Origin of the sequence: Kaistella carnis, assembly GCF_003860585.1 — a bacterium.
GTDB lineage: Bacteria > Bacteroidota > Bacteroidia > Flavobacteriales > Weeksellaceae > Kaistella > Kaistella carnis.
Map to the genome: position 1 here is coordinate 642,269 of NZ_CP034159.1, position 20,992 is coordinate 663,260.

At 35.8% G+C, this 20,992-nt stretch carries 20 protein-coding genes; 14 read left to right on the plus strand and 6 right to left on the minus strand.

Going from position 1 to position 20,992, the window contains the following annotated elements; translation table 11 throughout:
• Positions 1–197: 197 nt before the first annotated feature.
• The 5 genes from EIB73_RS02875 to EIB73_RS02895 all read left to right on the plus strand — a co-directional run bounded on the left by EIB73_RS02875 (position 198) and on the right by EIB73_RS02895 (position 6,263).
• Positions 198–1,235 carry a PLP-dependent cysteine synthase family protein gene (locus EIB73_RS02875; RefSeq protein WP_125022453.1) on the plus strand — a complete coding sequence of 346 codons (1,038 nt, stop codon included), beginning with the start codon at positions 198–200 and terminating at the stop codon, positions 1,233–1,235.
• Between the two features lie 97 nt (positions 1,236–1,332).
• Positions 1,333–2,607: an aminotransferase class I/II-fold pyridoxal phosphate-dependent enzyme gene (locus tag EIB73_RS02880; RefSeq protein ID WP_125022455.1), complete on the plus strand. Its 1,275-nt coding sequence runs from the start codon at positions 1,333–1,335 to the stop codon at positions 2,605–2,607.
• 77 nt (positions 2,608–2,684) lie between these two features.
• Positions 2,685–3,095, plus strand: coding sequence for a nucleoside diphosphate kinase regulator (gene rnk / locus EIB73_RS02885; RefSeq protein ID WP_125022457.1), 411 nt, complete (start codon positions 2,685–2,687; stop codon positions 3,093–3,095).
• Between the two features lie 115 nt (positions 3,096–3,210).
• Positions 3,211–5,403, plus strand: coding sequence for a B12-binding domain-containing radical SAM protein (locus tag EIB73_RS02890; protein WP_125022459.1), 2,193 nt, complete (start codon positions 3,211–3,213; stop codon positions 5,401–5,403).
• 167 nt (positions 5,404–5,570) lie between these two features.
• Positions 5,571–6,263 carry a COG4705 family protein gene (locus EIB73_RS02895; protein WP_125022461.1) on the plus strand — a complete coding sequence of 231 codons (693 nt, stop codon included), beginning with the start codon at positions 5,571–5,573 and terminating at the stop codon, positions 6,261–6,263.
• 162 nt (positions 6,264–6,425) lie between these two features.
• On the opposite strand, the gene EIB73_RS02900 is transcribed toward EIB73_RS02895, so the two are convergent.
• Together EIB73_RS02900 and atpD are read right to left on the minus strand one after the other, a co-directional pair.
• Entirely contained in the window at positions 6,426–6,707 is a 282-nt protein-coding gene (locus tag EIB73_RS02900; protein WP_125022463.1) for a FoF1 ATP synthase subunit delta/epsilon, read from the minus strand.
• Positions 6,708–6,788: 81 nt separating this feature from the next.
• Entirely contained in the window at positions 6,789–8,297 is a 1,509-nt protein-coding gene (atpD, locus tag EIB73_RS02905) for a F0F1 ATP synthase subunit beta (protein ID WP_125022465.1), read from the minus strand.
• Positions 8,298–8,440: 143 nt separating this feature from the next.
• Between atpD and EIB73_RS02910 the strand changes: the two genes are divergently transcribed.
• Positions 8,441–9,361, plus strand: coding sequence for a bifunctional riboflavin kinase/FAD synthetase (locus tag EIB73_RS02910; RefSeq protein WP_125022466.1), 921 nt, complete (start codon positions 8,441–8,443; stop codon positions 9,359–9,361).
• Here the strand turns inward: EIB73_RS02910 and EIB73_RS02915 are convergent.
• Positions 9,351–9,710 carry an MmcQ/YjbR family DNA-binding protein gene (locus EIB73_RS02915; protein ID WP_125022468.1) on the minus strand — a complete coding sequence of 120 codons (360 nt, stop codon included), beginning with the start codon at positions 9,708–9,710 and terminating at the stop codon, positions 9,351–9,353. The two genes, EIB73_RS02910 and EIB73_RS02915, sit on opposite strands and share 11 nt — an antisense overlap.
• Before the next feature lie 105 nt (positions 9,711–9,815).
• On the opposite strand from EIB73_RS02915, the gene EIB73_RS02920 reads away from it, so the two are divergent.
• A complete protein-coding gene (locus EIB73_RS02920; RefSeq protein WP_125022470.1) occupies positions 9,816–10,469 on the plus strand; it encodes an NAD(P)H-binding protein in 654 nt (217 codons plus the stop codon).
• Positions 10,470–10,527: 58 nt separating this feature from the next.
• Here EIB73_RS02920 and frr read toward each other — a convergent pair whose 3' ends face one another.
• Complete coding sequence (frr, locus tag EIB73_RS02925) at positions 10,528–11,082, minus strand: ribosome recycling factor (RefSeq protein ID WP_125022472.1); 555 nt, start codon at positions 11,080–11,082, stop codon at positions 10,528–10,530.
• A 59-nt stretch (positions 11,083–11,141) separates the two neighbouring features.
• The gene (gene pyrH, locus EIB73_RS02930; RefSeq protein WP_125022474.1) at positions 11,142–11,849 is read right to left on the minus strand and encodes a UMP kinase; all 708 of its coding nucleotides are present in this window, start codon (positions 11,847–11,849) and stop codon (positions 11,142–11,144) included.
• 136 nt (positions 11,850–11,985) lie between these two features.
• Between pyrH and porQ the strand changes: the two genes are divergently transcribed.
• The 5 genes from porQ (at position 11,986) to EIB73_RS02955 (ending at position 15,230) form a co-directional block, all read left to right on the plus strand.
• A complete protein-coding gene (porQ, locus tag EIB73_RS02935) occupies positions 11,986–12,984 on the plus strand; it encodes a type IX secretion system protein PorQ (protein ID WP_125022476.1) in 999 nt (332 codons plus the stop codon).
• A gap of 189 nt (positions 12,985–13,173) precedes the next feature.
• Positions 13,174–13,848 (plus strand): (d)CMP kinase, encoded by a 675-nt coding sequence (gene cmk / locus EIB73_RS02940; RefSeq protein WP_125022478.1) that lies wholly within the window; start codon positions 13,174–13,176, stop codon positions 13,846–13,848.
• Positions 13,849–13,954: 106 nt separating this feature from the next.
• Positions 13,955–14,338 (plus strand): YtxH domain-containing protein, encoded by a 384-nt coding sequence (locus EIB73_RS02945; protein ID WP_125022480.1) that lies wholly within the window; start codon positions 13,955–13,957, stop codon positions 14,336–14,338.
• Between the two features lie 81 nt (positions 14,339–14,419).
• The gene (locus EIB73_RS02950) at positions 14,420–14,728 is read left to right on the plus strand and encodes a phage holin family protein (protein ID WP_125022482.1); all 309 of its coding nucleotides are present in this window, start codon (positions 14,420–14,422) and stop codon (positions 14,726–14,728) included.
• A 4-nt stretch (positions 14,729–14,732) separates the two neighbouring features.
• The gene (locus EIB73_RS02955) at positions 14,733–15,230 is read left to right on the plus strand and encodes a phosphoribosyl-ATP pyrophosphatase (RefSeq protein ID WP_125022484.1); all 498 of its coding nucleotides are present in this window, start codon (positions 14,733–14,735) and stop codon (positions 15,228–15,230) included.
• 17 nt (positions 15,231–15,247) lie between these two features.
• Here the strand turns inward: EIB73_RS02955 and EIB73_RS02960 are convergent, their stop codons facing one another.
• Complete coding sequence (locus EIB73_RS02960; protein ID WP_125022486.1) at positions 15,248–15,976, minus strand: RNA methyltransferase; 729 nt, start codon at positions 15,974–15,976, stop codon at positions 15,248–15,250.
• Between EIB73_RS02960 and tamL the strand changes: the two genes are divergently transcribed.
• Positions 15,962–18,529, plus strand: a complete 2,568-nt coding sequence (gene tamL, locus EIB73_RS02965) for a translocation and assembly module lipoprotein TamL (protein ID WP_125022488.1) — start codon at positions 15,962–15,964, stop codon at positions 18,527–18,529. The two genes, EIB73_RS02960 and tamL, sit on opposite strands and share 15 nt — an antisense overlap.
• A gap of 117 nt (positions 18,530–18,646) precedes the next feature.
• A complete protein-coding gene (locus EIB73_RS02970) occupies positions 18,647–20,869 on the plus strand; it encodes a M20/M25/M40 family metallo-hydrolase (RefSeq protein WP_125022490.1) in 2,223 nt (740 codons plus the stop codon).
• Positions 20,870–20,992 lie beyond the last annotated feature (123 nt).

The window sequence follows — 20,992 nt, forward strand, 5'->3', positions numbered from 1 at the left end:
GTTTTTAACTTATTATACCTTCTTTTTAACAAAATTTAAATAATTGGAACACTATTTGCCCGGTGCGAAATCTTACAAATCGACTGATCTTAAGTGTGTATCGTAAGTACTGAATCACAAAGTTCTTTATTAATTGTTGAATTATTTATTTTTTAGTATTTTTGCACACGGTTTTATAGAGAAAAAACGACGAAATAATGACTAATGTTTACAATAATATTCTGGGTTTGATAGGTAATACTCCTTTAGTTAAACTGAATAAGGTGACTAATGATATTCCGGCCACAGTTTATGCCAAGTTAGAATCTTATAATCCCGGCCATTCTACAAAGGACAGAATTGCAATGCACATCATAGAAGCAGCAGAAAGAAAGGGGCTTTTGAAACCCGGTTCTACTGTAGTAGAAACAACTTCCGGTAACACGGGATTTTCTATAGCGATGGTTTGCATCATCAAAGGCTACCGTTGTATTCTTGCCGTTAGCGATAAAACGAAGAAGGAAAAGATTGCTTATCTTAAGGCTTTGGGAGCTACGGTTTACATTTGTCCCGCCAATGTCCCGGCAGATGATCCAAGATCCTACTACGAAGTTGCGAAGAGAGTCGCTGCAGAGACGCCAAATTCCATCTACATCAATCAGTATTTTAATGAATTGAATATTGATGCACATTATCAAACCACCGGCCCGGAGATCTGGGAACAAACGGAAGGCAAGATCACGCATCTTTTTGCATGTACAGGAACTGGTGGTACTTTATCAGGATCAGCAAAATTTTTGAAAGAGAAAAATCCCAATATTAAAATTATCGGCGTTGATGCGTCAGGATCTATTCTGAAAAGCTTTCATGAAACCGGTGAAATTCATAAAGAAGATATTCATCCTTATCAAATAGAAGGAATGGGTAAAAACCTTATTCCGGGTGCTTTACTTTTCGACAAAATTGACGAATTTGTAAGGGTTAATGATGAAATGTCTGCTTACCGCACAAGAGAAATTGCTTTAAAAGAAGCCATTATGGGTGGTTATACTTCCGGAGCGGTGACACAAGGACTTTTACAGTACGCAAATGCAAATCCTTTTTCTGAAGATGATTTGGTGGTTGTGATTTATCCGGATCACGGTTCAAGATACATTACTAAAGTGTATAGTGATGAATGGATGGCAGCCCAGGGATTCGTGAATAATGGGGTTCACAACTACGATGAAGTTTTCAAAACAGAAGTCATAAAATAAACCAATTTCAAAAATATATAAAAGCTTTTTGTTACTTGCAAAAAGTTTTTTTTAGCGAAATTTAACTAACTTTGAGTATTATAAATATAAAAAAATAATGACAGATATTTTCCAACGTCTTAGAGAAAATCCAGGCCCTTTAGGCCAGTTTGCAGATTATGCAGAGGGGTATTTCGTTTTCCCGAAATTAGAAGGTCCCATTGGACCAAGAATGAAATTTCAAGGAAGAGAAGTTATTTTTTGGAGTGCAAATGATTACTTAGGACTATGTAATCACCCAGAAGTTCTAGAGGCCGATGCAAAAGCTGCAGCGGAATATGGAATGTTCTACCCCATGGGTGCCCGTGCAATGTCTGGTGAAACAGAACAGCATCAGCAATTAGAAAGAGAATTAGCAGAATTCGTAAATAAAGAAGCCGCCTACCTTTTAAACTTCGGTTATCAGGGAATGGTTTCAACTATTGATGCATTGGTTGGCAGACATGATGTCATTGTTTATGATTCAGACTCCCATGCTTGTATCGTTGATGGTGTGCGTCTTCATATGGGTAAAAGCTTTACGTATAGACATAATGATATTGCCAGCTTAGAGAAAAATCTTGTAAGAGCGACGAAAGTGGCAGAAGAACAAGGTGGCGGTATTTTGGTTATTACCGAAGGAGTTTTCGGTATGCGTGGAATGCAGGGTAAAATTAAAGAGATTTGTGATTTAAAATCAAAATTTGACTTCAGATTACTCGTTGATGATGCTCACGGATTTGGTACTTTAGGGAAAACCGGTGCCGGTGCAGGAGAAGAGCAAGGTTGTCAGGATCAGATCGATGTTTACTTTTCTACCTTCGCAAAATCAATGGCAGGTTTCGGAGCGTTTATCGCTGCTGATAAAGATATCATTAGAATCTTGAAATATAATTTACGTTCACAGGTTTTTGCAAAATCTTTAACAATGCCAATGGTGATTGGAGGGTTGAAAAGATTAGATTTGTTGCGTTCACGTCCGGAGATCAAAGAAAAACTTTGGGAAAACGTTCGTAAATTACAAAATGGTCTTAAAGAAAGAGGTTTCAACTTAGGAGGATCAAACACTTGTGTAACTCCTGTGATGATGGAAGGTTCAACGGTAGAAGCTACCCTACTTTCCAGAGATTTAAGAGAGAACTTTGGGATTTTTACTTCAGTAGTAATTTACCCTGTAATTCCAAAAGGAATGATTTTATTGAGATTAATTCCTACTGCTTCACACACCGATTCAGAAATTAATGAAACGCTTGCTGCTTTTGAAGCAATTCACGAAAAATTAGTTTCAGGCTTTTACAAAGAGCAGGAGAAAAAATTGTTAGAGGAAAAACAACTTCAATTTAAAGAGTCATAAAATTTTTCAAAATATATTTTTAATATAGACCGTTTGAAAAATTCAGACGGTTTTTTATTTTACACCGATCAAATCATATGAGCCAAGTTATCATTACCAAACAGGATTTTAATAAAATTCACCGTTCAATTACCGATGCTAAAGCTAGGAACAGCATCAAGAAGGAAGAAGCTGAAAAGTTACTTGCTGAACTTAAATCTGCAAAAATTGTAGAACAGGATCAAATTGATGGTGATGTTGTAACGATGAATTCAATTGTGAAAATTCACTTTCAAAATAACAAAACGACCATGGAATTCCAATTGGTTTATCCAGCTGATGCGAATATTAAGGAGAAAAAAATCTCTATATTTTCCTCCGTTGCGTCGGCATTGATTGGTTATAAAGTTGGTGATGAAATTGATTGGTTGATTCCTTCCGGAATGACAAAAATTGTAATTGATGAAATAATTTATCAGCCAGAAGCTGCCGGAGATTTTGATCTGTAAATTATATTAAAATAAAGAGCTATAAAACCGTCAGAATAATCTGGCGGTTTTTTCAAAATAAAATCAATGGTCGTAATTCCAAAGATTTAAAATAAATTTGCAAAAAGAAAATTCCTTGAAAGATCTGCTTCTCATCACTCCGCCTTTTACCCAACTCAACACCCCTTATCCGGCTACGGCTTACATTAAAGGTTTTTTGAATACTAAAAATATTTCAAGTTATCAGATTGATTTGGGCATTGAAGTGATCTTGGAATTATTCTCAAAAAGTGGGATCGAAAAAGTCTTTGCAACAAATACTACTGAAATTACTTCTGAAAACTCAAAGCGAATTTTTGCTTTAAGAGAAGAATATATCAAGACCATCGATCAGGTTATTCTTTTTCTACAAAATCATAATCCGACCTTGGCCAGGCAAATCTGCAGCATGAATTTTTTGCCGGAAGCTTCCCGTTTCAATCAGCTTGATGATATGGAATTCGCTTTCGGAAATATGGGTTTACAGGACAAAGCGAAACATCTCGCAACCTTATATTTAGAAGACATTTCAGATTATATCGTTGAAAATATCGATGCTGATTTTGGGTTTAGCAGATATGCAGAACGCATTGGTCAAAGTGCCAATTCCTTTGATGAATTGTATTCAAAATTAAATGCTCCTCAAACTTTTACGGACGAGTTTACTTTAAAATTGTTAAAGGAAGAATTAGATGCAGTGCAGCCCAAATTGGTTTGCTTTTCTGTGCCTTTTCCTGGCAATTTATATTCTGCTTTTCGATGTGCGCAATTTATTAAAGCTAATTATCCCGGACTTAAAATCGTGATGGGCGGCGGTTTTCCAAACACGGAATTAAGAGAATTAAAAGATGCGCGCGTCTTCGAATTTTTTGATTACATCACTTTAGATGACGGCGAATTGCCGATCGAATTGGTTTATGAAAATGTCATTTCAGGAAAAGAGATTTCAGAAGGAGAATTTAAAAGAACTTTTATATTAGAAAATGAGGAAGTCAATTATAAAAACAATACTACGAAATTAGATTATAAACAGGCTTTTATAGGAACGCCGGATTATACCGATTTACTTTTAGACCAATATATTTCCGTTATAGAAATTGCCAATCCGATGCACAGTTTATGGAGCGATGGACGTTGGAATAAGCTTACCATGGCGCACGGTTGTTATTGGGGGAAATGCACGTTCTGTGATATTTCTTTAGATTACGTTAAACTTTACGAACCTATTTCTGCTAAAATTTTAGTGGATCGAATGGAAGAATTGATCGCACAAACCGGAGAATCAGGTTTTCATTTTGTGGATGAAGCAGCGCCTCCAGCTTTGATGAGAGAAGTCGCCTTGGAAATTTTGCGTCGAAATCTTGTCGTTACTTGGTGGACGAATATTCGATTTGAAAAAAGCTTCAGCAGAGATTTATGTTTTTTATTAAAAACTTCAGGTTTGGTAGCAGTTTCAGGCGGATTAGAAGTTGCTAGTGATCGTTTATTGAAATTAATTGACAAAGGAGTTTCTGTAGATCAGGTTGCAAAAGTTACCCGAAATTTCACCGAAGCTAGCGTGATGGTTCACTCCTATTTAATGTATGGATTCCCGACACAAACGGTTCAAGAAACAGTGGATTCTTTAGAAATGGTGCGACAATTATTTGAAATGGGAATTGTACAAAGTGGTTTCTGGCATCAGTTTGCCATGACCGCACACTCGCCTATCGGAAATAATCCTGAAGAGTTCGGTGTAAAACCGCTTAAAAAAGAAATCCTTTTTGCACATAACGATATCGACTTTACCGACGAAACCGGAATTGATCACAGTAAATTTAGTTTTGGTTTAAAAAAATCCTTATTCAATTTCATGCACGGAATTAATTTCGATCTACCCCTAAAAGACTGGTTCGATTTTAAAATTCCGAAAACAACCATTCATCCGGATTATATTCACGACTGTCTTTTAGAAGAAGAAAATTTTGTTTTTAAAGGAAACTCAAAGCTAGTTTTTCTGGATAAAAATGCGAATGTAGAAAACTTCTTTAAAAAAACCAGAGCTGGCGCTTTTGAATATAGCCGATTGACGTTTCATCTTAAAACCAATATCGTAAAAATAGAATTGGAAAGAGATCAAGCAGATTGGCTGATGAAAATCTTTGCTGAAAACTCTACAGACAATCCTAAAAAAATTACCCTTCAACAACTCAAAACTCACTTTGAAGAACAGTTTGAAGATTTTGAATTATTCTGGTTTTCAAAACCGATTCAGCAATTGAAAGAAAACGGTGTTATTTTGAGTTTGTAATTTCTTTATACTTTCACGTTAGTTCTTCACATATTGCTGATATTTTATTTTCACGAGAGAAATATTGGATTCAAAATTGATTAGTGAAATTCAAATAACTGAACATAAATTCATCCGAACATTTATCTCTGAATAAAGTTGCAAGCATTACGATTCTCTTTTGGTTAATGAAAATTGTCGCCACCACACTTGGTGAAACATTAGGCGATTTTTTTGCTCAAACATTAGATCTGGGTTACCTCGCCGGAATCGGAATTACTTTGGTTTTCTTTTTAATCACGCTTTATTTTCAACTTTCAGCCAAAAGATATATTCCAGATTTTTTCTGGTTGGTCATCATTGGAACGACAACTTTAGGGACTGAAATATCTGACTTTATTGATCGAAGTTTGCATTTAGGATATGCTTCAGGAAGTTTTGTTCTTGTTTTTTTTCTGTTATTAACGCTTTATCTCTGGCATAAAAAATATGGAAATCTGGAAGTCTCTCCTATCTTTGAAAAACAGAAAGAAATTTATTTCTGGGTTGCTGTCTTATTTTCAAATAGTTTAGGAACTGCCTTTGGTGATTATCTGAATGATGGCTTAGGTTTCAGTTATCTGATTGGCGCTTTGATCACTTTGTCGGTAATCGTTGTCGTGGTCTTACTTCATTCTTATACCAAAATTAATCACATTCTTTTATTTTGGATCGCCTTTGTTTTCACACGTCCATTTGGTGCGACTTTCGGTGATTTCTTGACGAAACCACTTGCGAAAGGTGGTCTGGATTTAGGAACATTAAATGCTTCAATTGTTTCTATCGTAATTATGATCGCTTTAATTATAATCGCTCATAAAAGAGAAAAACTTCAGCACTAATTTTAGAAGTTTAATTTCATGATTTAGATGATTAAAATCTAAAAGTGAACTGCTGGAAAAGTATTATCATTAAACAGAAAACCTTCTTTAGCATAACTGTAAAGGATATAAAAAATCCCATCTTATTTCTAAGATGGGATTGATATTGATAATTAAAGAAGCTTATTCAGCGAGAATAATTCCTTTGTTATTGCTGAATTCAACAACTCCACTTTTCATTACAAAAGAAAACACACTTTCTTTTTCATTTTCTTTAGTGAAATGCTGGCTATATTCCTCCTTGATCTTATCAGTATAGACTTTAATTTTACCACCATTCAGGGAAGTAACGATTGCAGCGTGATCTTTCATGATATGGAACTCTCCATTTTTACCGGGAAGCAAAACTGATTTTACTTCACCTTCAAAAACGACAAACTCCGGAGTTAAAATTTTAATATTCATTCTTTAAAATTATAGATTATAGATTTTAAATTTTAAATGATTTTCATAATTTAAAATCTAAAATTAATCATTTAAAATTGCTTATGCGTTTTCCGCTAACATTTTTTCACCTGCTTCGATAGCTTCTTCAATCGTACCTTTCAAGTTGAAAGCAGCTTCAGGTAAATGATCTAACTCACCGTCAATGATCATGTTAAATCCTTTGATGGTATCTTTGATGTCTACCAATACTCCTTTCAAACCGGTAAACTGTTCTGCAACGTGGAAAGGTTGAGATAAGAATCTCTGAACTTTTCTCGCACGGTAAACTGCCAATTTATCATCTTCTGAAAGTTCTTCCATCCCAAGAATCGCGATGATATCCTGTAATGCTTTGTATTTTTGAAGAATTTCTTTTACTCTTTGTGCACAGTCATAGTGCTCATCACCTAAAATTTCAGGAGTTAGGATTCTGGAAGTAGAAGCCAATGGATCTACTGCGGGATAAATACCTAATGAAGCAATTTTTCTGTCCAATACCGTAGTTGCATCTAAGTGAGCGAAGGTAGTTGCCGGCGCCGGGTCAGTTAAATCATCTGCAGGAACGTAAATTGCCTGTACTGAAGTAATTGAACCATTTTTAGTTGAAGTAATACGCTCTTGCATCGCACCCATTTCCGAAGCTAAAGTTGGTTGGTAACCTACTGCAGATGGCATTCTTCCCAGTAGTGCAGATACCTCAGAACCTGCTTGAGTAAAACGGAAGATATTATCAACGAAGAATAATACGTCTCTTCCTTGTCCCTGTCCGTCACCATCTCTAAAGTATTCAGCGATCGTTAAACCGGACAAAGCAACTCTTGCTCTTGCTCCAGGTGGCTCATTCATTTGTCCGAAAACGAAGGTACATTTAGAATCCTTCATCTCTTCCAAATCAATTTTAGATAAATCCCATCCTCCTTTTTCCATGGATTCCATGAATGCATCACCATATTTAATAATGCCTGATTCAAGCATCTCTCTCAAAAGGTCGTTTCCTTCTCTGGTTCTTTCACCTACACCGGCAAAAACAGAAAGTCCACCGTGACCTTTTGCAATATTATTAATTAATTCCTGGATCAGTACTGTTTTACCAACCCCTGCTCCACCGAACAAACCAATTTTACCTCCTTTAGAATAAGGCTCTACCAGGTCAATTACTTTAATCCCGGTAAATAGTACTTCTGCTGAAGTTGTTAACTGGTCAAATTTTGGTGCTGCTCTGTGAATCGGCAAACCATCTTCTTTAGAAACTTGTTGAATACCGTCGATCGCGTCACCAACTACATTAAACAATCTACCGTAAACAGCATCGCCTACAGGCATTGTGATTTGTCTTCCTTGAGAAATTACTTCCTGACCTCTCTGTAATCCGTCGGTAGCATCCATCGCGATACATCTTACAGAATCTTCGCCGATATGTTGTTCTACTTCAAGTATTACTTTACTACCGTCCGTTTTTGTAATTTCCAATGCATCATAAATGCTTGGAAGTTCTGACGCATCCGTAAATAATACGTCGATTACCGGTCCAATAATTTGAGAAATTTTTCCTTTAATTTGGTTTGCCATTGCTAATTTTTTTCGTGTGTGCAAATATAATGAATATTGTCAAATTTGCAATTGGTTTAAAAGAAGATTTTTGTCATATTTGCACAAAGTTAGTTTCACGCCATTTTATTGGCTCTTCTTTTCATTATTATTAAGAATTTCAGTTGAAAATTAAAGAAAATTTCCTGCGTTCCGACTCTGCAACTCCTTTGGCTCTTTCGATTGGTATGTTTGATGGTGTTCATTTGGGACATCAAAGCATTATCCATCGATTAAACACCATTGCGCAGATTAAGAATTTAGAGTCTGCAATATTAACTTTCTGGCCGCATCCGCGAAAAGTTTTTAATCCCAATGATGATTTAAAACTCCTCAATACCATTGATGAAAAAAAATATCTGCTGCAGAAAAATGGATTACAACATCTATTTCTAAAAGAATTTGATGAAGATTTTCGGAATTTAACAGGAGAAGAATTTGTGCGACAGATTTTGGTGGAACAACTTAAGGTCAAACATTTAATTGTCGGCTATGATCACACCTTCGGTAAAAACAGAAGCGGGGATTTTTCTCTATTAAAGAAAATGGGTCCCGAACTTGGTTTTGAAGTTGAACAGGTGGAAGCTGTGAATTATAAAGATCTTAATATAAGCTCCACGCAAATTCGAAACGCTTTAGTAAAAGGCGACATTCTTTCCGCCAACAAAATGTTGGGTTATCATTATTCTGTTTCCGGTGAAGTGATTCATGGGCAAAAAATCGGCAGAACTATTGGTTATCCAACGGCGAATATTCAGGTACATCCTATGAAACTTTTACCAAAAAACGGAGCGTATATAGTTGATGTTTTTGTAAAAGAGCAGCATTTTAAAGGAATGCTTAGTATTGGCACGAATCCAACCGTGGAGGGAAAGTTGAAAACCGTAGAAGTATATATTTTAGATTTCAAGGACGATCTTTATGGAAAAGAAATTTCTGTGAATTTCCGGGATTTCCTGCATGATGAAATTAAATTTGAATCTCTCGAACAGTTGATTATTCGACTGGATGAAGACAAAGAGCTGACTTCTAATTTTAATTTTTAAGATTTTCTAACAATTCTCTTTTCTTCTTTGTCAAAGAGTTGACGATTAAATCATAAGAATGATCAATCATTTCAAAAATCAGTTCCATTTTTAAACCTTCACAAACTACAGAATTCCAGTGCGTTTTATTCATATGATAAGCGCCGGTAATTTGGGAATATTGTTCCCGAAGTGCTGCACTCCACTCAGGATCAGCTTTCAGGGAAATTGTTAAAGGTTGTTTTTCGAGAGGAATTAGAGCGAACATCTTCTCTCCTACCTTTAAAACCAACGTTTCCGGATTGAAAGGAAACGTTTCTTCCACTCCCTTTTTCATTTGACAATATTCTAAAATTTCCGTGACATCCATATTATAGAATTAAACGTGTAATTGAGTCTGTAACAAATTTAGTATTTTTATAAATCTAAATACTGAGAAAGAATACAAAATATAAATTATACATTACAAACATAAATGATTGCATTAGTTATTGGCGCAACGGGCGCTACAGGAAAAGATTTGGTGAATGAACTCTTAGGTGATCCGGATTTCACAGAGGTTCATTTATTTGTGCGAAAGACTTTAAACTTCAACAACCCAAAGGCAAAAGTTCACCTTGTTGATTTTAATCAACCCGAAGAATGGAAAAATTTAGTTAAAGGTGATGTTGCTTTTTCCTGCATGGGAACAACTTTAAAAGCTGCCGGAAGTAAAGAAGCACAACGAAAAGTTGATGTTGATTATCAGTATAATTTTGCAAAATCTGCCAGGCAAAATAACGTGGATGATTTCGTGTTGGTTTCTGCGTATGGCGCCACTTCAAAATCAAAAATGTTTTATTCTAAAATAAAAGGAGAACTGGAAGACAAAATAAAAGCCCTGCAATTTCCTAAACTCACGATTTTCCAGCCAGGAATGCTCGACCGTAAAGATTCCGAACGATTTGCAGAAGCCGTGGGAGCAAACGTTATTAAATTTATAAATAAGCTGGGAATTCTCAAAAATCAGAAACCTTTGCCGACAAAAGTGCTTGCACAAGCTATGGTAAATGCTTCAAAGATCAAGTCGAACGGTTATTCGAAAATTAAACTCGCCAATATTTTCAGCTTTGCAGAAAAGAAACATTAAAATTAAAACGCCGTTTCAAAAGGATTGAAACGGCGTTTTATATTAGAAAGACTTTCAATTATACTTTCATAATTTCTGCTTCTTTCGTTTTGAAATGATCGTCGCATGTCTTTACATAATGGTCAGTAAGAACCTGGATTTTTGATTCGTGATCTTTAATTAAGTCTTCAGAAACACCATCGATTTTTCTCAGATCTTTCATTCCTTCTTGTCTTGCATTTCGAACCGTTACTTTGGAAGCCTCTGCTTCTGCTTTGGCTTGTTTTGCAAGTTCGCGTCTTCTTTCCTCTGTTAAAGGTGGAACATTAAGAATAATATTTTCACCATTATTAGTAGGAGCAAAACCAAGGTTTGAATTGATGATGGCTTTTTCAATGGGTCCAATGGCTGATTTGTCCCACGGCTGAATTGAAATGGTCATCGCATCAGGAACCATCACGTTGGCAACCTGACTTAAAGGAGTTGGCGCACCATAGTATTCAACTATTACATCCTGAACCATTGCTGTAGAGGCTCTTCCCGCTCTAATTTTTTGGAAAGCATGCTCTAGATGCTTAATGGCCGCATCCATTTCCTGCTTCGTCATGCTGACAATTACTTCTAATTCTTCCATTATATTTAAATTTCTGTTTTGTACATCTTTAAAGTAAAATCCCCAGGAATCTGATGATTTTACAAATTTACTAAAGTTCCTACTGTTTCGCCTTGTACTATTTTTAATAGATTTCCTTCTTTATTCATATCAAAGACAATAATAGGCAAATTATTTTCTCTGCTCAAAGTAAATGCGGTCATATCCATAACTTTTAGATCTTTTTCAAAAACCTGGTCGTATGTTAAGGAATTGAACTTAACCGCGTCTGCATTGATTTCCGGATCAGAATCATAAATCCCGTCCACTCTTGTTCCTTTTAAAATAACGTCTGCACCAATTTCTATAGCTCGCAGAGTTGCTGCAGTATCAGTAGTGAAGTACGGATTTCCGGTTCCTGCCCCGAAAATTACAACTCTTCCCTTTTCAAGGTGACGAACTGCTTTTCTTTTAATGAAAGGTTCCGCGACTTTATCCATCTCAATTGCACTTTGCAATCTGGTGAAAATTCCGACATCTTCCAAAGCACCCTGAAGCGCCATTCCATTAATTACAGTTGCGAGCATTCCCATGTAATCGCCCTGAACACGATCCATTCCTTTTGCTGCACCTGCCAAACCACGAAATATGTTTCCGCCTCCGATCACGATTGCAACCTGGCATCCTGTATCAGTAACTTTCTTTATTTCTAAAGCATATTCTTTTAGTCTGTCATTATCAATACCGTACTGTCGGTTTCCCATTAATGCTTCGCCGCTGAGTTTAAGAAGAATTCGTCCGTATTTCATTTTTACAATTTTATTACTTTTTTTACGGTGCAAATATAAGGAAACGTGAATAATTTCGTTAATAGAATTATATTTACACCGAAATTATTTTTGAAAAGTACTTAAATAAATTATTTTTGCACCTTTAAAACATCCATTGAAAAAAATCACTCTACTTTTTGCGTTATCAGTTGCCGGCATTCTGACTGCTCAGGAAGGGACCAATGTGTACCCTTTTCTGAACATTCCGGTGTCTGCACGACAGGCTGCTTTGGGTGGAGATGCTGTTTCTGTTCGCGATTTTGATGTGAGTTTTGCAGGAGTGAATCCTGGATTGATGAATTTGGAGCAGGATCAAATGCTTTCCGTGAACTACGCATCTTACCTTGCCGATTCAAAATATGGAACCGTAAGTTTTGTAAAAGATTTGGAAGAAGGTCATTTGCTGGGCTTCAATGCACGCTACATGGATTATGGAAAAATACCCAGAACTGATGAAAGTGCAGAAATTAGTGGAGAATTTGGTGCCATGGATGCGTCAATTGGTCTTGCCTACGCTTATCAGTTTGATGAAGATTTTACAATCGCCGGTGGTGCAAATTTTGTAACTTCTAAAATTGATTCTTACACGTCGATGGCCGTAGTTGGGAATGCGGGTGTGACGTATCATAACAAGCAAAGTAATGAAACGGTGGCCTTGGTTTTCCGTAATTTCGGATATCAGTTCAAGTCTTTTAATGGCGTTCGGGAAAATGTCGCTTTCCGTGTTGATTTAGGTTATACCAAGATTTTAGATGAATTCCCTTTAGCAATTACAGTTACCGCACACGATCTACAAAAATTTAATATTTCTCAGGACCTTAATAATAATGGTCAGGAAACGCGTTGGACCCGTAAAGTGGCAGACCATATTTCTTTGGGCGCAGAATTGTTTCCTGAGCAAGCCTTCAATATTCGTTTTGGTTACAATATCCGACGAGGTAACGAGCTTGCCGTTTTGGATCAAAGAAGTTTCGCCGGATTATCTGCGGGTTTTGGAATTAAAATTTCGAGTTTCCGATTTGATTATGCGCATGTGAGGTATCATAATTCCTCCAATGTGAACATGTTTGGCTTAACGATGGACCTTATCGAAGTCTCCGGGAATAGAAGATAAATCCTTTTTGTCTTCAAACTTCATCAAAATAGTATCATTCCATTATATCATTCAGATGGAATTTTTGTTGTCTAATATTTTTATCATTGTTAACAATCATCACGAATTGTTTAAACCTTAGTTTTTACTCAGCGATTAAATGCCTAATCTTTATTTTTTATATTCAAAAAAAAACAGGAAATTTGCTTTATGAGAAAACCAGTAATTGCCATTGATGGCTACTCTTCTACAGGAAAAAGTTCGATCTCTAAAATTATTGCTCAAAAATTGGGATTGGTTCATCTGGATACCGGAGCATTGTATCGTGGAATTACCTATTTCGCTTTAAACAATTGCATCGGCAAAGATGGAGAAATCAACTTGCCCGAACTTTTTAGCAGATTTAATGAAATAGAGCTGAAATTTAAACCTGTTAATGAAGAGCTGGTTATGTTTCTTAATGGAGAAGATATTTCTAAGCAAATCAGAAGCAACGAAGTTTCTGAAAATGTTAGTTTAATTGCACTTCAGAAAGAAGTTCGTGATTTTTTACTTGATGCCCAAAGAAAGATTGCAGAGAAAGGCGGCGTTATTATGGATGGTCGTGACATCGGCACTGTTATTTTACCTAATGCAGATTTTAAATTCTTTTTGACAGCAAGTGTAGAAGAACGGACAAAAAGGCGCTTTTTGGAACTCAAGAATTTGGGTCTTGACACCGATGAAAATACAGTAAGAGAAAACCTTTTATCCAGAGATAAAACTGATAGTGAAAGAGAAGTTGCACCTTTGAAACAAGCGGAGGACGCTATCGTTATCGACAATTCAGATTTTACAAAATATGAGACAATTGATATGATATTATCATACCTGAAAGACTTTTAACATATTTTAAGACACTAACTTTTTTCTTTGGTATATTAATTGTAACTTTAGACTACAAGGGTGAAAAGCTCTAACATGAAATTTATTAACTATTAAAATTATTAAAATGTCGAAAAAAGGTAATAACGCGGCGAGTGTTCTAGCAGGTCTATTAGCAGGAGCAGCAGCAGGTGTAGTTTTAGGAATGCTTTATGCTCCGGAAGAAGGTGCAGAAACAAGAAAAAAAATCAAAACTAAAGCCAATGATTTAAAAGATCAGGCAGTTGATCAATATGGTAAAGTTTCTGAGAAAGCAAAAGAGCAGTATCAAGACTTATCTGGAAAAGTAAAAGATCAGTATGGTAACATTTCATCTCAGGTTAAAGAAACTGCTGATAAAGTAGTAACTTCTGTAAAAGATGGATATGACAAATATAAGGACCAAGCAGTTGCTGCAACAAAAGACGTAGTATCTGATGTAGAGAATGAATTAGACGGAATGAAATCGTAAAACTTTTCTTCTTATTTAGTCCTAAAATTAAAAGGAACTTTATTTCTAAGTTCCTTTTTTTGTAAATTTAAAAAAAATATTATGGTAGAAATAGTAAAAGAATTTGCCTCAAAAAAATTAGACTTGCTTAAAATGGAAGTCACAGAAAAATCTTCGGTTACCGCTGGTTTAATTACTTTTATCAGTCTTTTTGCAATTGCCGCACTATTTTTCATCATTCTATTTAACATAGGACTTGGTTTACTTATCGGATATTGGCTCGGTAATTATGCCTACGGAATTTTAATTATGGCAGCTTTGTATCTACTTATTATAGCGATTCTTTTTTTAAGCCGAAAATCTATTCAGAATACAGTGGCCGATAAAATTATAAAATTAATTAACTCTTAATACCATGAGCACGAAATATAACAGTTTAGAAGAATTAAGAAGGAAAAAAGCTTTGTTAAAAAAAGAAGTTGATGAATTAGGAGATCTTTTGACTTTTGATAATACCAAAGAAAGCCTTAGTGCGCTTACCCATGGTTTCACAGATCGATTTTTACAGGAAGAATCTACACCAGATGGAGAAATCAAAACTATAATTAACAAAGGTGAAATTGTAAAGGAGATTTCTAACAATGTGAAGGATTCACTTTTAAATAAAAATGCTGTTTTAGGTTTTGCAAAAAGTGATGCTGGATTCAACTTATTACAAAATACCTTGAAGGTTGGCGCCGTAACTTTTGTCGGAAATTATGCAAGAAAAAGTATTCGGAACAGCAGCTGGAAAAAGAAGCTCATCGGATTAGCTTTGATTTATCTTGCGCCGATTGCACTTCGATTCATTCGTAGAAAAATCGATGAATATCAGAGAAGCCAAACAACTTCCAGTTTTGAACAGTTAATTTAATTTAAAAACTCTTAAAACTATTTTTCAGAAAAGATTTGTCCTAAAATAATTCCGGTCGACATCGCGACATTTAGACTTTCTGTGGCTTTCGAACTGCCGAAACGTGGAATTGTTACTTTATCGGTCAGTAATTTCTTAATTTCCGAACGCATTCCATTTCCTTCATTTCCTAAGACCAAACTGAATTTTTCAGGGAATTTAAAATCGTACAGATTTTGACCAACCATGTCGGTCCCTATAATTGCTGAATGGGAATTGGCAAGCACCTTTTCTAAATTTTCATAGACAATGTTCACTCGTAGAAAAGAACCCATACTGGCTTGTATCACTTTTGGATTGTAATAATCCGCTGTATCTTCACTGCAAACGATTTGTCGAATACCAAACCAGTCCGCTAACCGGATGATGGTTCCCAAATTTCCGGGATCTTGAATTCCATCCAATATAAGCTGTACTTCTACATTTTCCACCAAAAAATTTTCTTTTAACTCACATACCGCAACCGAATCTTTCGGATGTTGAAGAAAACTGATTTTTTTTAAAATAGTTGGCTCAATTTGGGTGATAAGAGACTTTGCAACGGGTAAATCTTCCGGTGAAACAGAATAGATCTCCTTGATTTTATATCGAGAATTAGGTATTTCTTTGATTGTTTTATTGCCCTCAACCAAAAACAAATTGTATTTTTGTCTGAACTTCTTTTTATCAAGAGATTGTAAAATTTTTATTTTATGAGCCGTAATCATTTATCAAAATATTTTCAAAAGTATTACTTATTTTTTTCATCTGCAATCACGGTTATGTTTTTGTACGCCTGCAGTACCACGAAAAAAGTTCCAGATGGTGATTATCTTTTGACCAAAAATAATTACCGCTACGAAGATGGTAAACTCTATTCTGATAATATTCCCGATCACGTAAGTCAAAAACCCAATAAAAAACAGCTTTTTCTTTTTCCTTTGGGATTATGGTTGTACAACGCTACGAATCCAAAATACGATTCCATCCTTGCAGAATATATGACCTATCCGTCCGAAGTCAGAGATCAAAAACTTCGGGACTCCCTCTTCGTAAAATATGAGCATCCTGAATATGTAGGAAAAAGTCTCTTCTATGAGAGATTTATGCAGAATTTAGGTCAGCCGCCTGTTATTTTGGATCAGGGAAAAACGGAAACCAGTGCAAATTCTATTCGAAAATATTTGGTCTACAGAGGATATTGGGACTCCGATGTTAAATTCAGTCACGATCTAGATTCTGCAAACAAAAAAGCACAAGCAAATTACCTTATCACTCACAAAGATCCTACCTACATTAGCGATTACTATTATAATATTCCAGATGCAAATATTAAAAATATTTATGAAAAAAATTTAAGAAAGTCGTTGATTCGTGGTAAAGATATTTTGGATCAGGCCGTTCTGGAAAAGGAGGTAAAAAGAATCAATGAGCTGATGAAAGAATCGGGTTATTATAGGTTCAATAGTTCAAATGAAGAAATTTATTTTACTGCAGACACTTTGCAAAGCAGAAAAAATGTGCCATTAACAATGGATGTACGGAAAGATTCTGCAAATACACCGTACAAGTTGACAACTATTGGGAATGTTAAAGTTCATCTTTTGAGTAAACTTTCGGATTCTGTAGATACTGTGAAAGATTCTCTTTTACGAATTAATTTTTATAAACTCGATGATCAGTATAAAACACTCGCACTGTGGAGACCTATTATTTTGCGCCCGGGAGAAGTATATGATCAAAAAAATCTGGATTTAACAAAGCGAAATATTTCTGCGATGAATAATTTCAGCATTATTAAATACGACGAGATTTTGCGCAAGACCGATGACAGTATTTTAGATGTTAGTTATTATTTAGCGCCGCTTCCTAAATATGATTTAAAAATAGCAACGGATCTTAATTATTCTCAAATCCTCAACTTCGGTGTTTCGCCTTCTGTTGATCTTACGAGCCGTAATATTTTTGGTGGCGCAGAGAACTTAACGACCAGTCTCTCCGGGATTTTCGGCTCCGTAAAGAGCTCAAAAAACACAGACAAACGGAGTTTGGCTTATGAAATTTCAGCGCAGGTTGCCCTGAATTTCCCTCGCTTACTCCTTCCCTTTAAAACTTGGAAGGTGGTTCCCAAAAGGTACTCCCCTAATTCTTCCATCAATTTAGGAACTTCGGTTCAGGATAATATCGGGTTGGGCAGAATTGGTTTTAATGCCAGTTTAAATTATTTTGCGAATGCCAATGATATTGTATCACACCGGCTTTCGGTTTTTAATACGCAATTAAGCTTTACACAAAACAAAGATCGATATTACGATTTCTTTCCACGTGATCAGGATGTACGCGATAAAATATTCCAAATTTATTCCCCGGCCTTATGGCAGGATTTTCAGAACGGTTTAATTACTTCCGATGATTTGTCATCTACAATTGTAGCAGATACAGGTTTTCAGGAATCATTATCCGGAGACCAACGTTCGGATCTCAATACTTTTCTGCAATCCTTGATTAATAAAGACCGGCAAACACAAAACATCTTAATTTCCTCCATAATCTATAACTTTGTTTATAATGAAATCGGTAAAAAAGATCGTCCAAATCCTTTCTACTTTAATGGAAAATTTGAAATGGCAGGAAATGTCTTCAGCATATTTAACAGCAGCAGAAAAGAAGATGGAATTGTTACGGGACCTTCCAGAACGATTTTCAATATTCCGTATTCCCAGTTTGTAAAATTTGATTTTGATGTTAGAAAATATTTCACCTTTAATAATGAAAAGCAAACGCTTGCATTAAGACAGTTTATAGGAATTGGAATCCCTTATGGAAACTCCTCCAGTATGCCTTTTGTTCGGTCCTATTTTAACGGAGGATCAAATGACATTCGTGCTTGGCGAGTCTTTGGAGGCTTAGGTCCGGCAGATTCTCAACTTGATGAAAAGGTTCGTTCTTATGTCATGGACAATGTAAAACTAACAACCAATATTGAATACAGAATGCCATTCACAGACATGTTCGAAGGTGCTGCTTTTGTAGATGCCGGAAATATCTGGAGCTTAAAAGACAGCGGCTTTGGTGATCAGTTTAAGTTCAATAAATTTATTTCTCAAATGGGGGTTGGAACTGGAGTTGGTTTAAGAATTAATGTTGCCTACATCACCTTACGATTAGATGCCGCTTATAAAGTGTACGATCCAAATAAACCTGTGGGCGACCGCTGGGTGATCAGCAAATGGCAACCTTTAAAACCGGTCTTGAATTTTGCTTTTGGATATCCTTTCTAAATCTGCGCTTTTTTGAATTTATTCTAAGTTTACTTAGTCTTATCGAATTATTTATAATGGAATTGCCGGAATATCACCGGCATTTTTCATTATCTTTGAGAGAACAAAAATCAAAATATGAAGCAATCTACCCCGTTAATTTGTGTTGCATTTTTCAGTCTTTCTTTTTTTATTTCGGCTCAGGAAAAGAATCTACAAAATATTCAGAAACTTACTTTTGGAGGTGACAATGCAGAAGCCTATTTTTCTCCAGACGGAAAAAAACTGACCATGCAGGTTACCAATCCTGCAATTGGAGCACATTGTGATCAGATTTATCTTTTAGATTTAACTAAAAAAAATATAGGAACTAAAGATTTGCAATTGGTTTCTACGGGAGATGGCCGAACAACCTGCTCCTTTTTCATGCCCGATGGTAAACATATTTTATATGCATCAACCCATGAATCCAATAAAGCATGTCCTGAAAAACCCGCGCCACGCTCTGATGGAAAATATCTTTGGCAGGTATATGCCGAATTTGATATTTATGTCGCAGATTTAAAAGGAAAAATAACTAAAAAACTAACCGATTCACCTGGATATGATGCAGAGGCTGTCGTTTCGCCGGATGGAAAATATATTGTTTTTACTTCCATGAGAAGCGGTGATCTGGAACTTTGGAGGATGGATATTGATGGTAAAAATTTAAAACAGTTGACTTCAGGTTTAGGTTATGACGGTGGTGCATTTTTTTCACGTGATTCAAAAAAGCTTGTTTTTCGTTCTTCAAGACCAACTTCTCCGGAAGAAATCAAAGATTACAAGGAACTACTCGCACAAAATCTTGTGGCCCCCACCAATATGGAAATTTACACCATGAATATTGACGGAAGCGATTTAAAACAAGTCACTCATCTAGGTAAAGCGAACTGGTCACCTTACTTTCATCCTTCAGATAAAAAGATCGTTTTTTCCTCCAATCATCATTCTACAAGAGGCTATGATTTCCAGATTTATTCCGTAGATCTGGACGGAAATAATTTAAAGCAAATTACGTATGAAAGTATGTTTAACGCGTTTCCGATGTTTTCCCCAGACGGTAAAAAGTTTGTCTTCTCCAGCAATCGGCAGGGCGATAAACCAAATGAAACCAATGTATTTATTGCAGACTGGGTTGATACCGATGAGTCTGAAAATGTAGCAGAAAAAAATCTTAGAAATCACATTACTTATTTGGCTTCTGATGATTTACAGGGAAGATTGGCGGGAAGTCTTGGCGAGAAAAAAGCATCTGACTACCTTGTTAAGGAATTTAAAAAACTGAAACTTCAACCATTTCCCGGTAAAGATTATATTCAGTCTTTCGAATATGCGGTGAAATTAAATCCACATGAAGAAAGCACTTCCGTAAAAATAAATGCCAGAAATGTCATCGGTTACTTAGATAATAAGGGCTCTAAAACAATTCTGATTGGTGCGCACTACGATCATTTGGGATTAAATGAGCATCACAATTCTACTTTGATGAATTCTGAAGGTCAAATTCACAACGGCGCAGATGATAATGCTTCTGGGGTTTCCACGGTTTTAGAATTGGCGAGAATGTTTTCACAAAATAAAACGAAGGAAAAAGCCAATTATATTTTCGCTCTTTTTTCCGGAGAAGAAGACGGTTTAATGGGTTCGAAATATATGGCAGATCATTTACCAACAGGTAAAAAAATCGATCTAATGATTAATCTGGATATGGTGGGACGCTTGAATAAAGACAAAGATCTATCCGTGGGTGGCGTGGGAACATCGCCATTATTTTCAAATTATATTGAAAAATATAAACCTGCAGGCGTCAATATCGCGATCGACAGTTCGGGTGTAGGACCTTCCGATCACACGAGTTTTTATTTGAAAGATATTCCGGTTTTATTTCTGTTTACAGGAACGCACAGTGATTATCATAAACCGAGCGATGATACGGAAAAAATAAATTTCGAGGGTGTTAGAATGATTACCAATTACGTTTTCGGTTTGGCAAATGCTTTATCGGAAGCTGAAAAGATTCCTTTTACCAAAACAAAAATGTCTGAAAGTAAATCGGTTCCAAAATACAAAGTCACTTTGGGAATTATGCCGAGTTATGCAGATACCAAAGATGGTCTTCATATCGACGGTGTTACCGACAATCGTCCCGGAGCAAATGCCGGAATGGTTGCTGGTGACGTTTTAACAAAAATAGGCAAATGCGAAATTAAAGAAGTCTATTCTTATATGGAATGTCTTGCTAAGGTTAATTCGGGCGAAGAACTTCCGGTTACGGTTGTTCGTGACGGTAAGGAAATGATTTTAAAAGTGAAGTTTTAAAAATGGATGGTAAAAAAATTAGGAAACTGTTTTAAGATTTAGAACTTTCACACGTTTTTTATATCAACCAAAAATTCTTCAAAAAAAGACGCTCCGAAAAGCGTCTTTTTTGTATTTAAAATT